This is a genomic window from Leifsonia sp. NCR5, from assembly GCF_002105485.1.
Classification (GTDB): domain Bacteria; phylum Actinomycetota; class Actinomycetes; order Actinomycetales; family Microbacteriaceae; genus Leifsonia.
The window spans coordinates 14,075-26,510 of sequence record NZ_NCSR01000016.1 but is presented as its reverse complement, the minus strand read 5'-3'; the positions used below and the strand labels follow the sequence as shown (position 1 = coordinate 26,510).

Genomic DNA, 12,436 nt, shown 5'->3' with positions numbered 1-12,436 from the left:
CCACATGACCGCGCTTGAACAGCGGCGGACGGCCCCGCCCTCCCAGGCAGACGCTCCTGCCCGATCCAGGGCGATTGCCCCGAGCAAGGGCCCGTGGTTCACCGACACACTGATCGTCGCCGTCGCCGTCCACATCGCGCAGCTCTTCCGCTTCACGGCAGACGCGAGCGTGCTCACCGTCGCCGGCGTCGCGTTCGACTACGTCGCGGTCTCCGCCGTGCTCGTGGCCGTCTGGTCCGGTTCCCTCGTCGCCTTCCATTCGTACGATCCGCGCATCATGGGCGTCGGCGAGGACGAGTACCGCAGGGTCCTGCTGTCGAGCGTGTCGGCGTTCGGGGGGATCGCCATCGTCGCGTTCATGCTGCAGATCGACATCGCGCGCGGGTACCTGGTGATCGCACTCCCCCTCGGGGCGCTCGCGCTGTGCGTCAATCGCAGGATCTGGCGCGGCTGGCTGGCCCGGCGTCGCGCGGAGGGGGAGTACCTCGCCCGCGTGCTGCTCGTCGGCAGCGTGGACGATGTCGCGTTCACCGCCGCCGCCTTGCGCTCCTCCCCGAGCGCGGGATTCACCGTCGCTGCCGTGGCCACGGACACCTCGCCGGCGACGACCGGCAACGGGGACGAACTGCCGGCCAGGGTGTCCGATATCGCCGGGGCGGCCGAGGCGGCGGCGAACCTGAGAGTCGACGCGGTGGTCATCGCCGGCGAGCTGCCGGGAGGCAGGACAGCGTTGCGCTCTCTCGGCTGGGACCTCGAGCGGGTCGGCATCGAACTCGTGGTGTCGTCGCCCCTGATCGGCGTCGACCAGTTGCGGGTGCGCCACCGCCCTGTCGGCACCCTCCCTCTCATGCACGTCGAGTTGCCGGAGTACTTCGGCACCCGCCGCACGATCAAACGGGTGTTCGACGTCGTCGCGGCCGGTGCCGGTCTCGTCGTGCTTCTTCCGGTCTTCGCGGTGATCGCCGGCATGATCAAGGCCCAGGACGGCGGCCCCGTCTTCTTCCGGCAGACCAGGGTCGGCCAGAACGGGGCGAAATTCTCCATCGTCAAGTTCCGCACGATGGATGTGCGGGCAGAAGCCATGAAGGCGGAGCTGGCCGCGCAGAATGAAGGCGCAGGGCCACTCTTCAAACTCAGAGACGACCCGCGCGTCACGCCCGTCGGCCGTGTCCTGCGCCGCTTCTCCGTCGACGAGCTTCCGCAGCTCTGGAACGTCCTCGTCGGAGACATGAGCCTGGTCGGCCCGCGCCCCGCCCTCCCCGACGAGACCAGCGAGTACGAGCGTCACGAAGATCGGCGGCTGCTCGTGCGGCCGGGCATCACCGGTCTGTGGCAGGTGAGCGGACGCTCCGACCTCTCCTGGGAGCAGGGGGTCGGGCTCGACCTCGACTACGTCGAGAACTGGACCCTGCTCCGCGACGTCGTCATCCTCGTCCGCACCGCGTCGGCGGTCATCCGCCCGAACGGCGCGTACTGACCGTCCTGCTTGCCGCAGGACCGACCCCACACCGGAAATCGACCCGAGACACCAGATAGGAACACCATGAAGACCCCCACCGTGAAGAACGTCCCCGTGACGAGCATCACTGCCCTGCGCCGATCCTTCGCGATCGCCTCCATCGCGCTCGCCGCTGCCGGCCTCGCCGGGTGCGCCGACGCGGGTTCGCCGGCATCCACCGCCACCGCGAAGCCGTCGGCGACCTCGACGCCGTCCGCCTCCGGCGCTCCCGCCGACGCGCTGCCCGAAATCCCCAAGTCGGACGCGGAGTGCCCGGGCGGCACAGCGACGATCACGGAGAACAACCTGGATGTGACCATCCCCGGCGACTGTGCGACCGTGATCGTCGACGCGTCGAACACCCTCGTGACCGTCGGCGCCGTTCAGATGCTCACGATCAACGGCGCGATCAACAAGGTCACGGCCACGTCGATCGAGTCCGTCGTGTTCACCGCCAGCGGCAACATCGTCGAGACCGGCAACGAGCCGAAGGTCGACGACCAGGGCCAGGCCAACGAGGTGAACGTCAAGTAGTCACACGCGACGCGACACACGCGACGAGGTTCCGGCGGGGGAGGCGGCAGGTGCCGCTTCCCCCGCCGCCGTGTCCGGCGAACAGAGGGGTTGAAGTTCAGCCCGCCGTGGACCCGGTGGTTCTCCCGCGCTGGACGCTACGGAGGATGCGGTGTCCGCTCGTGGCGACCGCCCGGAAGAAGGGGAGACGCAGCAGTGGATGCGGCTGGTCGCCGTCGACGAGCACCGCGACCTCCGCCCCTGCGTCGATGCACTCGCTGGCGGTGAACGGGTCGACATCGCGTTCGACCGTCCCGCCGATGATCGTGATGCAGCCGGCCGTCACCGCGTGCCCGGCCGACGCGGTCACGGTGACCCGGGAGGTGCCTGGGGCGACGATCGCGCGGATCGCCCTGGCCAGTTCGGCCCGCTCGCCCGGCCGCCTGGCGGCCCGGCCGGGAAACCCGTCGCCGAGGTCGAGGACGTCGAAACGTGCGCCGGTCGCGGCCTGCACGTCCGCCATCACCCCGGCGGTCCGCGCGATGGCGGCGACGTAGTCCGAGCAGCTCGCGCCAGGCCGGGTGCTGAGCGAGAAGCCGGCGATCCGCACGCCCAGGGCGGCGGCGTCGCGGACGACGCGGTGCGCATCCCGTGCTGTCACCCCGCGCGGGGCGACGTGCGCCGCCTGCGGGGGAGTGTGCGGCTGCAACCGCACCACCAGGGCGAGGTCGTGCGGCGCCGAGGCGAACTTCTCGACGTCCGCCGGTCCGTCGACGACGAACCGGCGGACGCCGGCGTTGTACGCGGCAAGCACCTCGTGCGGGTGCGTCGCCGCTGTCGCGTGCAGCACGCGGCGCAGGTCGGACTGCGACGCTGTCAGCGCGGCGAGGGCTCCGTCATGGGCGGCGACGAACGATCCGCCGGACTCCGCGACCGCCGCGATGAGGGCGGGATGCGCGAGAGCGCTCACGTCGTAGTGCACCTCGACGTTCGGGAACGCCTCCCGCAGCGCACGATACTGCCGTGCTGCGCGGGCCACGTCGATCACGACGAGCGGAAGGCTGTGTCGTGCCACGAGTTCGTCGATGTCGAAGTCGGGCTCCGGCACGGCGCTCCTGTCCAGGTCCACCCCCGCAGCCGGCGGCGCGCCTTCGGGTTGCGCGCCGTTCGGCCGTGCGGGTCGGGTTGCGGTGAACATGGCCTTTCTCCTCGCTCTGGGTGTCGGCCAGTGGGATGCCGTTCGTCGGGCCGGGCGGCATCCCTCGGGTTCTGGTCGGCTTACTCACATGCTGGCCCTGGGGGGTGTGACCCACATCCGGGGGGCCACCCCATTCGTTTGCGTGGAGGCACGGATGCTTTCGAAAGCGCGTTCGGCGATGATTGTCGGCATGTGCCTCCGCGTTGTGATCGTCGACGACCACGCGCGCTTCCGTGCACAGGCGGCAGAACTGCTGAAACTGGAGAAGTTCTCGGTCGTCGGGGACGCTGACACGGGAGCTCGCGGTGTCGAGCTGAGCCGCAAACTCACCCCCGACGTGGTGCTCCTCGACATCGCCCTGCCGGACACCAGCGGCTTCGAACTCGTCTCCGCGATGCACGCCACGGGGGCGGCCGTCGTGCTCACCTCCAGTCGCTCCGTGCGCGACTACGGGCACCGCGTCGCCGATAGCGGGGCAGAGGGCTTCATCAGCAAAGCAGAACTGAGCGGCGAGGCGATTCGCAGCCTGCTAAGGTAAGCGCGTGGTCGCGGGAATCAGCAGTGAGCCGCGCTCGCTGCGTGTCGCTGTCGCCGATGACGCGGTACTTCTCCGCGAAGGGATCGGACAGATTCTGCGCGCGGGCGGGCTGGACGTCGTCGCCTCCGTCGACTCGGCGGAGGAGCTTCTCGCCGTGGTCGACAGCGACCGGGACATCGACGCCGTCGTGCTCGACATCAAGATGCCGCCGACCCACACGGACGAGGGGCTGCGCGCTCTCGAAGAGCTGCGCGCATCCGGGTCCGAGGTGGGGGTGCTGCTGCTGTCGATGTACACGACGGCCTCGTACGCGATCCGCGCGATGAGCGCGGGAAGCGGCACGGGATATCTGCTGAAGGACCGCGTCGCCGACGCGAACACCCTGGTCAACGCCGTGCGCAGCGTCGCGGCGGGCGGCTCGGTGGTCGACCCGGAGGTCGTGCAGCTGCTGGTCTCCGCACGGTCGGCGACGGTGTCGCTCGACACGCTGTCCGCCCGTGAGCGCGACGTGATCCGGCTGATGGCGGAGGGCAAGTCGAACGCCGGGATCGCGGCCGACCTGCACCTCAGCCTGCGCACGGTCGAGTCCCACATCGGCCACATCATGTCGAAGCTCGACGTCGAGGACTCCGCGGAAGGTCACCGGCGCGTGCTCGCCGTGCTGCGCTTCCTTGGCCGGGACGTCTGAGGCGGGGACAGAGGCCGGGATGAGGGCCGCGCGGCTCTGGCTCCGCTCGCTCGCCGTCGTGCTCGCGGTCGCGGCGAATGTCGTCGCGCAGATCGTGAGCGCTATGACCGGCGACTACGGGCCGCGCCCGCAGGGCATCGGCTGGGCGATCGTGTTCGTCCTCGTCGCGCTGGTCTACGCCGGATGCGCGATCGTCGCGTGGAAGGTGGTGCGCAGTCCCATCGCCGGGTGGCTGATGGTCGGCGCATCCCTGTTCTGGGCGGCGGGCGCCTGGTATCCGATCGTCAGGGACATCGGCTGGCTGTGGCCGCTGCTGGAGGGCGTGACCGACCTGTGGGCGGTGCTGGTCGGGATCCTGGTGCTGTCGTATCCGACCGGCAGGATCGTCTCGCGCTTCGACCGTTGGATCGTCATCGCCGTGTCCGTCGCCTTCCTCGTGCGCTTCGCGGGCATCCTGCTGTTCTCGTCGCCGACGCCCGCCGAGTGCGGGTGCGTCCCGAACGCGTACGCGATCGTCCCGAGCGACGGAGCGGACTTCTGGTTCGGGGTCGGCTGGCGGCTGGCTGGGCTCGCCCTGTTGCTGACCGTCGCGGTGAGGCTCGCGATGCGCTGGTTCCAGTCGACGTTGCCCGCGCGGAGAGTGGCGTTCGTGATGCCGCTCGCGCTGCTGCTCTGGTGCTACGGCACTGTGCAGGACTCGGTGAGCTTCACCCTCGGTTGGGACAGCGGCTGGCTGCAGTTCGTTCCTCCGCTGGCGATCGCGCTCATCCCGCCGTCGTACGTCGGCGGCGTGCTCTACGCGCGCGGGCTGCGATCGAGGGTGGCCGACCTGGTGATCGTCGCCCGCGACAGGGTCGACAGGGCGCTGTGGGAGTCGAGCCTCGCGCGCACGCTGCACGACAGTTCGCTGCGCGTCTACTGGTGGGACGACCACCTGGAGGGCTTCGAGACCAGCGACGGCGAACGCATCGCCGACGGCGGCGGGCCGCAGCGCCCCGGCCGCTCCACGCTCACGATCGACTCCGACCAGGGCCCGATCGCGCTGATCGAGCACGATGTTGCCCTCAGTCAGGACGACAGGCTGCTGGATGCGGTGTCCTCCGCCCTGCTGCTCTCCGTCGACAACGACCGGTTGCGCCAGAAGCTCGAGCGCACGCTGCAGGAGGTGCGCGAGTCGCGTCTCCGCATCGTCGAGGAGGGCTACCTCGCCAGGCGCCGGCTGGAGCGCGACCTGCACGACGGGTCGCAGCAGCAGCTCGTCTCGCTCGCCATCAGCCTGCGGATCGCGACGGCGAAAGCCGAGACGGCCGGGAGCGCGGAGCTCGCAGACGACCTGGCGCGCGCATCCACCCAACTGGCGGACGCCCTGAGGGAGCTGCGGGAGCTGGCGAGGGGCATCCACCCGACGGTGCTCACCGACGGGGACCTGGCGTCGGCGATCGAAGAGCTCGCCAACCGCAGCCATCTCCCGGTCGAGGTGCACGTCGACGTGCCGCACCGGCTGCCGGACGTGATCGAGGAGACGATCTACTTCTCGGTGTCGGAAGCGCTCGCGAACGCGGCGAAGCACTCGCAGGCGCGCAACTGCTCGGTGAGCGTGAGCCGGACGGACGGGACCGTGACGGTGGTCGTGAAGGACGACGGCCAGGGCGGAGCCCGCGTCGAACCGGGCGGAGGGCTCGGCGGGATCCGCGACCGCGTCGAGGCCGTCGACGGGCACGCAGAGGTTCAGTCCGTCGCGGGGCTCGGGACGATCATCGAGCTCACCATCCCCGCACCGCACGCAGCGCAGAGCGCGGACTAGCGGGCGGCAGCGGGATGCGTCGCCGCTAGTTCTTCGGCGTCGCCGCGTAGACCTGATCGCCGATGAGGAACGCCGTCCAGCCGCCCGGGCAGCTCACGCCCTGGGCGGGGATGCCGTCGACCGGCCACCAACTGTCCTGCACCGTCGGCTTCGGGATGGGCGCCGGCTTCTCGCAGGTGCCCGCGACGAAATGCGTCTTCGACGCGTAGGTGAGGATGGCGCCTGCACCCTTGGTGTCGTAGTCGACCCGGATGATCGTGGCGTCGTCAGGGACGAACGTCGGCGACCCGAACGCGGCGGTGGATGCCGCCTTGAACTCCTTGGCGGAGTCGTAGATCGCCGCGTCAACGTGAGGGACGAACGCGGCGACGACCGAGCATCCGGAGAGGGTCACGGCGAGGACGGCGGCAGACGCGGCGAGACCGACGAGACGGATACGGTGCACGAAGACTCCTGAAGGTGCGGTAGACAGACCTCACCAGTCAACACGAACAAGCTGAGCGGTGCATCGGTCGCTGGGATGACCCTGCTATGGAGTGTATCGGGCGGCCGGCAGGTCGACGCGGTACGCGGCCGTTCCCCCGCCGAGGAGGGGCGTGCCCTCCGCGCGGTAGTACTGCAGCGCGATGTGCTCGTGGTTGGCGGGAGGGTGACCGCTCGCCCGCACCACGCGCCACCACGGGTAGTCGCTGCCGTAGTAGGCCATGATCTGGCCGACCATGCGCGCGGCGCGCGATCCCAGGGTGGCGGCCACGTCGCCGTAGGTCATCACCCTGCCGGACGGGATCGACTCGACAACGGAGAGGACGCGCTCGACGAACGGCTGGGCGTCGTCGTCGGTGCGGCCGTCGTCGTCCGTGCGGCCGTCGCCGGTCGCGCCGCTCCGCTCAGAGCTCGAGGGCACCGATCGTCTCGCCGTACTGGGTCTCGCCGATGGGCTGGAAGCCGCTGCGGAGGAAGAACTGCTCAGGACCGAGCTCGCCGGGCTCCCAGATGACGTAGAGCCGCGAGAGCCCGCGGTTGCGCGCCTCGTCGGCGAGCGAGTGGACCGCGAACGTGCCGATGCCGCGACCCTGGTCGTCCGCATCCACGTTGATGCGCCAAAGGATCGAGCGGAACTCTTCGTGCTCGGCTTCCGGGTCGAAGTTGCCCATGATGAACCCGACGACCTCGTCGCCGTCGGTGACGACGCGCTGCCAGGAGGTCTGCGGGTTGGTGACGGCGGCCGCAGCCGAGTAGGACACGGGAGCGACGAACTGCTCCTGGCCCGGCTTCAGTGTGAGAGCGTTCGCCGCCACAACGTTCGACGCGCTCAACTCTTCAAGTCTCAACTCAGCCATATCGAAAGGGTAACGTGCGCGAGGGATGCTGGCATAGTCGCGCAGCCTGCCGATCCCCTGAGCGAATTTGTCTCGATGTCAAGATAGTTGCGTGCCTCGGGTAAGCTGTCGACGGCTGAAAAACGGCACAGACCACAGGAGATCCATTGGACAAGATCAAGGTTGAAGGCACCGTCGTCGAACTCGACGGCGACGAGATGACTCGCATCATCTGGCAGGCGATCAAAGACTCCCTCATCCACCCGTACCTCGATGTGAACCTCGAGTACTACGACCTCGGCATCGAGAAGCGCGACGAGACCGACGACCAGATCACCGTGGATGCGGCGAACGCCATCCTGAAGCACGGTGTCGGCGTCAAGTGCGCCACGATCACGCCCGACGAGGCGCGCGTCGAGGAGTTCGGCCTGAAGAAGATGTGGCGCAGCCCGAACGGCACGATCCGCAACATCCTCGGCGGTGTGGTGTTCCGTGAGCCGATCATCATCTCGAACATCCCGCGCCTGGTGCCCGGCTGGAACAAGCCGATCGTCATCGGCCGTCACGCCTTCGGCGACCAGTACCGCGCCACCGACTTCACCTTCGACGGCCCCGGCACGCTCACGATGAGCTTCCAGCCGGCCGACGGCGGAGAGGCCCAGTCCTTCGAGATCTATCAGGCGCCCGGCGCCGGTGTCGCGATGGGCATGTACAACCAGGATGCGTCGATCCGCGACTTCGCCCGCGCGTCGTTCAACTACGGTCTCGACCGCCAGTACCCGGTCTACCTGTCGACCAAGAACACCATCCTCAAGGCGTACGACGGTCGCTTCAAGGACCTCTTCCAGGAGGTCTTCGACACCGAGTACAAGGAGAAGTTCGAGGCGGCGGGGCTCACCTACGAGCACCGTCTGATCGACGACATGGTCGCATCCAGCCTCAAGTGGGAGGGCGGATACGTCTGGGCCTGCAAGAACTACGACGGCGACGTGCAGTCTGACACCGTCGCGCAGGGCTTCGGCTCGCTCGGCCTGATGACCTCCGTGCTCACCACCCCGGACGGCAAGGTCGTCGAGGCGGAGGCTGCACACGGTACGGTCACCCGCCACTACCGCCAGCACCAGCAGGGCAAGCCCACGTCGACCAACCCGATCGCCTCGATCTACGCCTGGACGCGCGGCCTCGCGCACCGCGGCAAGCTCGACGGCAACCAGGAGCTCATCGACTTCACGCACACCCTCGAAGACGTGGTCATCAAGACGGTCGAGTCCGGCAAGATGACGAAGGACCTCGCGCTCCTCGTCGGCCCGGACCAGCCGTACCAGACCACCGAGGAGTTCCTCGCGACCCTCGGCGAGAACCTTAAGGCTCGCCTGAGCTAGAGCTCGACGCACGGTGGGAAGGCCCGGTGGATGCACGCATCCGCCGGGCCTTTCTGTATCGTGGTGTCGCGTTCCGCCATCGCGGGGGAACGGAATCCGAGGGGGAAACCGTGGGAAAAGCCATCCGATCGTCTCTGGCCGTGTCGGCCGCCATCATCGCGGCCGTCGCGCTGGCAGGATGCACGTCCGGTCCAGCCCCGAGCGCCAGCCCGTCGCCGACCCAGACGAAGGCCGCTCAGGCCTCGAACCAGACCCACGACGCCGCCTGCGCCATCGTGAAGGGCGGCCTGACCGATGTCGCCTCCCTGCAGAGCCAGGTGTCGACGGACGACCCGGCCAAGTCCCTCGCCGTCCTCGACCAGGTCGACCAGAAGGTCGCCGACCTCGACGCCAAAGTCACCAACGAGAAGGTCAAGGCGCTGACGAGCGACGCCTCCACGGCCGTGCACGCATACGCGACCTACCTGAAGGGCGTGATGAAGGATCCCGCGAGCATCGACGTGAACCAGATCACGTCGAAGGCGCAGGAGCTGGCCGCGAAGTTCACCGCGGTGCAGAAGGAGTGCGCGTAGTCGCTTGTCCGGGGCGCGTACTCGTATCGCAATATGTTACGAATGCGTCGGCTTCTCCGCAGGACTCGCGCTCAACCTCGCCCGCCGCCGCAAGCGTCGATAGCCCCGTTTGTTACGACTCGGTAAACACCGCACCAAATCCGTCTGAAGACTTGCGCGTCTTTTGTTCGTAAGCTTTACTAACAAACATGAACGCGACGGATGTGCAGCGAGGCACCGCGGCCCTGGCCGTGGATGCGCAGGCGCAGCAGACCCCGGCGCTTCGCGGGTTCGCGCCGGGCAGGGCTCTCCGTCCCAGCGCGAAAGTGCTTCCGGAGCACGCCCGCAGCCACAACCGTTCGCTCGTGCTGCAGACGCTGTACCGGGCGGGGGAGCGCAGCCGCGCCGACATCGCACGGGAGACCGGGCTGACCCGCGTCACTGTCTCCGATCTTGTCGCCGAGCTGCTGGCGGAGGGACTCGTCGTCGAGCTCGGCCAGCGCGAGTCCGCCCGTCCTGGCAAGCCCGCCGTGCTGCTCGACATCAACCGAACCGCCTATCAGATCGTCGGCGTCGACCTCAGCGACCACGCCATGTTCCGGGGTGCCGTGCTCGACATCGACGGCGGCATCCTGCACCGGGCGGATGTTCCGCTCGACGGCGCCACCGGTGAGGCCGCGTTCGCGAAGGTGGCCGAGCTGGTCGACGCGCTCATCGGCGCCGCGACCGCCCCCATCCTGGGCGTGGGCGTCGGATCGCCGGGTGTCGTCGACCTGAGCGGCACCGTGCTGACCGCGCCGAACCTCGGCTGGGTCGACGAGCGGGTGCAGCAGCGGCTGCACGAGCGCACCGGGCTTCCCGTGGTGGTCGCCAACGACGCCAACGTAGCCGTCCTCGCCGAGCACGGCTACGGGGACGCGGCGGGCGACCTCATGCTCATCACCGTCGGGCACGGCATCGGAGCCGGTCTGATCGTCGCGGGCGCCCTCGTCTACGGCAGCCGCTTCGCCGCCGGCGAGATCGGCCAGGTCATGGTCGGCACCGACCTCGGACTCGAGACCACGTACAACCGCGACCAGGTGCTCGAGCACTGGCTCAGCGTGCCCCGCCTGCAGCAGCGCATCCGCGAGGCGGAGGCGTCCGGGTCGGATGCGACACCCATCCTGCGCGAAGCCGGGCAGCGGCTCGGCATCGCCCTCGCGCCCGTCGTCGGCGCCCTCAACCTGTCGGAGATCGTCCTCAGCGGCCCGACCACCCTGCTCGATGGCCCTCTCGCCGAGGCGACCATCCACACGCTCCGGAACAGGACCATGGCCGAGAACCACGCCACGCTCACGCTCCGGATGACCACGCTCGGGCAGGACATCGTCCTGCGCGGCGCGGCCGTACTCGTCCTCTCCGGACAACTCGGGGTCTCGTAACACAGCACCGCCCGAACACGAACCACCACGACCCCAGCACCACGGTGTGGCAATCGCACACACTGACCACCCAAGAAAGCCCCATTCACTACGAAAGGACAGTGCAATGAAGAGAAAGCTCGTCGGCCTCGCCGCTGTGGCTACAGCTTCCGCTCTCGTGCTCGCGGGATGCGCCTCCGGCGGAGGAACCGCCCCGAGCACAGACGGCAAGGGCAAGACGGTCACCCTGTGGCTCGTCGGCGCCGATACTCCGGATGCTCTTCGTACCTACCTCAAGGACGAATTCAAGAAGGAGACCGGCGCGACCCTCAACATCCAGCAGCAGGACTGGGGAGACATCGTCACCAAGCTGACGACGTCGCTTCCCGACGCGAACAACACCCCGGATGTGACCGAGATCGGCAACACCCAGTCGCCGACCTTCACCAACGTGGGTGCGTTCCTCGACATCTCCGACATGTACAAGGACCTCGGCGGCGACAACCTGCTGCAGTCCTTCGTCGCAGCCGGTGAGGTCGACGGCAAGAAGTACACCCTCCCGTACTACTTCGGTTCGCGGTACGCGTTCTACCGCAAGGACGTCTGGTCGGCCGCCGGGGTCTCCGTGCCCACCACGCTCGACCAGTTCAACACCGACGTCGCCACCATCACGGCCAAGAACCCGAAGGGGATCGCGGACTTCTCCGGCTTCTACCTCGGCGGCCAGGACTGGCGCAACGGCATCTCGTGGATCTTCGCCAACGGCGGGGACATCGCGAAGAAGAAGGACGGCAAGTGGGTCGCCACGCTGGACTCCGAGGGCTCGCTCAAGGGTCTCCAGCAGCTGCAGGACCTGTACAAGAACGCTTCCAAGGCTCCGAACGATGCCAAGGACTCGAACCAGTACATCTACCTGAACGACAGCGACCAGACCGTGGACGCCGACGGCAACAAGACGGCTGACACGTCGCTCGCCGCCGCGACGATCATGGCTCCCGGATGGGCGCACTGGTCGATCGGCGACGCATCCACCAAGGATGGCAAGGTCGTCCGCACCTGGAACGACAACACGTTCGGAACGTTCGTGCTGCCGGGCAACGACGGCAAGCCCGCTCCGGTGTTCGCCGGTGGCTCCAACATCGGGATCTCGGCCAAGACCAAGAACCCCGGCCTCTCCAAGACGCTCATGAAGATCATCTTCTCCAAGGACTACCAGGAGATGCTCGGCAAGAACGGCCTGGGACCGGCGAACAGCAAGTACACCTCCTCGCTCGGCGACGACCAGTTCGCGAAGGCTCTCATCGAGTCCGCGTCGAACTCGAAGCTGACCCCGGCGGCTCCCGGATGGGCGTCCGTCGAGGCGGGCAACGTGATGGAAGAGTTCTTCAGCAAGATCAAGGACTCGACCGATCTCAAGAGCCTCGCGCAGGAGTACAACACCAAGCTCGACGCTCTGATGAACGTCAAGACCGGTAAGTAGTACAGCACCACCAGAAACACCGAGCAGGCCGGGGGCGCGGGAAACACCTTCCGCGCCCCTGGGCC

General features: G+C 68.3%; 13 protein-coding genes. 9 read left to right on the top strand and 4 right to left on the bottom strand.

Annotated elements, in window-relative coordinates; genetic code table 11:
* The first annotated feature begins 4 nt into the window (after nucleotides 1–4).
* Both B7438_RS13885 and B7438_RS13880 read left to right on the top strand, forming a co-directional pair.
* Nucleotides 5–1,477, top strand: a complete 1,473-nt coding sequence (locus B7438_RS13885) for a sugar transferase (RefSeq protein ID WP_085370196.1) — start codon at nucleotides 5–7, stop codon at nucleotides 1,475–1,477.
* 66 nt (nucleotides 1,478–1,543) lie between these two features.
* Nucleotides 1,544–2,032: a DUF3060 domain-containing protein gene (locus B7438_RS13880; RefSeq protein ID WP_085370195.1), complete on the top strand. Its 489-nt coding sequence runs from the start codon at nucleotides 1,544–1,546 to the stop codon at nucleotides 2,030–2,032.
* Between the two features lie 97 nt (nucleotides 2,033–2,129).
* Here the strand turns inward: B7438_RS13880 and B7438_RS13875 are convergent, their stop codons facing one another.
* Entirely contained in the window at nucleotides 2,130–3,209 is a 1,080-nt protein-coding gene (locus B7438_RS13875) for a hypothetical protein (protein WP_085370194.1), read from the bottom strand.
* A 154-nt stretch (nucleotides 3,210–3,363) separates the two neighbouring features.
* Between B7438_RS13875 and B7438_RS13870 the strand changes: the two genes are divergently transcribed.
* Genes B7438_RS13870 through B7438_RS13860 form a run of 3 tightly spaced genes read left to right on the top strand, consistent with a single transcriptional unit; the run spans nucleotide 3,364 to nucleotide 6,239 of the window.
* Nucleotides 3,364–3,747: a response regulator transcription factor gene (locus tag B7438_RS13870; RefSeq protein ID WP_256922043.1), complete on the top strand. Its 384-nt coding sequence runs from the start codon at nucleotides 3,364–3,366 to the stop codon at nucleotides 3,745–3,747.
* A gap of 4 nt (nucleotides 3,748–3,751) precedes the next feature.
* Entirely contained in the window at nucleotides 3,752–4,435 is a 684-nt protein-coding gene (locus B7438_RS13865; RefSeq protein ID WP_256922042.1) for a response regulator transcription factor, read from the top strand.
* Between the two features lie 19 nt (nucleotides 4,436–4,454).
* The gene (locus B7438_RS13860; RefSeq protein ID WP_085370193.1) at nucleotides 4,455–6,239 is read left to right on the top strand and encodes a sensor histidine kinase; all 1,785 of its coding nucleotides are present in this window, start codon (nucleotides 4,455–4,457) and stop codon (nucleotides 6,237–6,239) included.
* A gap of 25 nt (nucleotides 6,240–6,264) precedes the next feature.
* Here the strand turns inward: B7438_RS13860 and B7438_RS13855 are convergent, their stop codons facing one another.
* From B7438_RS13855 to B7438_RS13845, 3 genes are all read right to left on the bottom strand, one after another.
* Nucleotides 6,265–6,684 carry a hypothetical protein gene (locus B7438_RS13855; RefSeq protein ID WP_085370192.1) on the bottom strand — a complete coding sequence of 140 codons (420 nt, stop codon included), beginning with the start codon at nucleotides 6,682–6,684 and terminating at the stop codon, nucleotides 6,265–6,267.
* 84 nt (nucleotides 6,685–6,768) lie between these two features.
* Nucleotides 6,769–7,143: an MGMT family protein gene (locus tag B7438_RS13850; protein WP_085370191.1), complete on the bottom strand. Its 375-nt coding sequence runs from the start codon at nucleotides 7,141–7,143 to the stop codon at nucleotides 6,769–6,771.
* A complete protein-coding gene (locus tag B7438_RS13845) occupies nucleotides 7,127–7,579 on the bottom strand; it encodes a GNAT family N-acetyltransferase (protein ID WP_085370190.1) in 453 nt (150 codons plus the stop codon). Before B7438_RS13845 ends, B7438_RS13850 begins: the two co-directional genes overlap by 17 nt.
* Before the next feature lie 146 nt (nucleotides 7,580–7,725).
* On the opposite strand from B7438_RS13845, the gene B7438_RS13840 reads away from it, so the two are divergent.
* The 4 genes from B7438_RS13840 to B7438_RS13825 all read left to right on the top strand — a co-directional run bounded on the left by B7438_RS13840 (nucleotide 7,726) and on the right by B7438_RS13825 (nucleotide 12,371).
* Nucleotides 7,726–8,940: an NADP-dependent isocitrate dehydrogenase gene (locus B7438_RS13840; protein WP_085370189.1), complete on the top strand. Its 1,215-nt coding sequence runs from the start codon at nucleotides 7,726–7,728 to the stop codon at nucleotides 8,938–8,940.
* Nucleotides 8,941–9,050: 110 nt separating this feature from the next.
* Entirely contained in the window at nucleotides 9,051–9,512 is a 462-nt protein-coding gene (locus tag B7438_RS13835; RefSeq protein WP_085370188.1) for a hypothetical protein, read from the top strand.
* 188 nt (nucleotides 9,513–9,700) lie between these two features.
* Entirely contained in the window at nucleotides 9,701–10,912 is a 1,212-nt protein-coding gene (locus B7438_RS13830; protein WP_085370187.1) for an ROK family transcriptional regulator, read from the top strand.
* A 106-nt stretch (nucleotides 10,913–11,018) separates the two neighbouring features.
* Nucleotides 11,019–12,371, top strand: coding sequence for an extracellular solute-binding protein (locus B7438_RS13825; protein ID WP_085370186.1), 1,353 nt, complete (start codon nucleotides 11,019–11,021; stop codon nucleotides 12,369–12,371).
* The last annotated feature ends 65 nt before the right edge of the window (nucleotides 12,372–12,436 follow it).

Excerpts from the sequence above, each read along its gene's own strand:
- B7438_RS13885 (WP_085370196.1), top strand. The coding sequence starts at position 5 with ATGACCGCGCTTGAACAGCGGCGGACGGCCCCGCCCTCCCAGGCAGAC.
- B7438_RS13880 (WP_085370195.1), top strand. The coding sequence starts at position 1,544 with ATGAAGACCCCCACCGTGAAGAACGTCCCCGTGACGAGCATCACTGCC.
- B7438_RS13875 (WP_085370194.1), bottom strand. The coding sequence starts at position 3,209 with ATGTTCACCGCAACCCGACCCGCACGGCCGAACGGCGCGCAACCCGAA.
- B7438_RS13870 (WP_256922043.1), top strand. The coding sequence starts at position 3,364 with ATGCTTTCGAAAGCGCGTTCGGCGATGATTGTCGGCATGTGCCTCCGC.
- B7438_RS13860 (WP_085370193.1), top strand. The coding sequence starts at position 4,455 with ATGAGGGCCGCGCGGCTCTGGCTCCGCTCGCTCGCCGTCGTGCTCGCG.
- B7438_RS13845 (WP_085370190.1), bottom strand. The coding sequence starts at position 7,579 with ATGGCTGAGTTGAGACTTGAAGAGTTGAGCGCGTCGAACGTTGTGGCG.
- B7438_RS13830 (WP_085370187.1), top strand. The coding sequence starts at position 9,701 with ATGAACGCGACGGATGTGCAGCGAGGCACCGCGGCCCTGGCCGTGGAT.
- B7438_RS13825 (WP_085370186.1), top strand. The coding sequence starts at position 11,019 with ATGAAGAGAAAGCTCGTCGGCCTCGCCGCTGTGGCTACAGCTTCCGCT.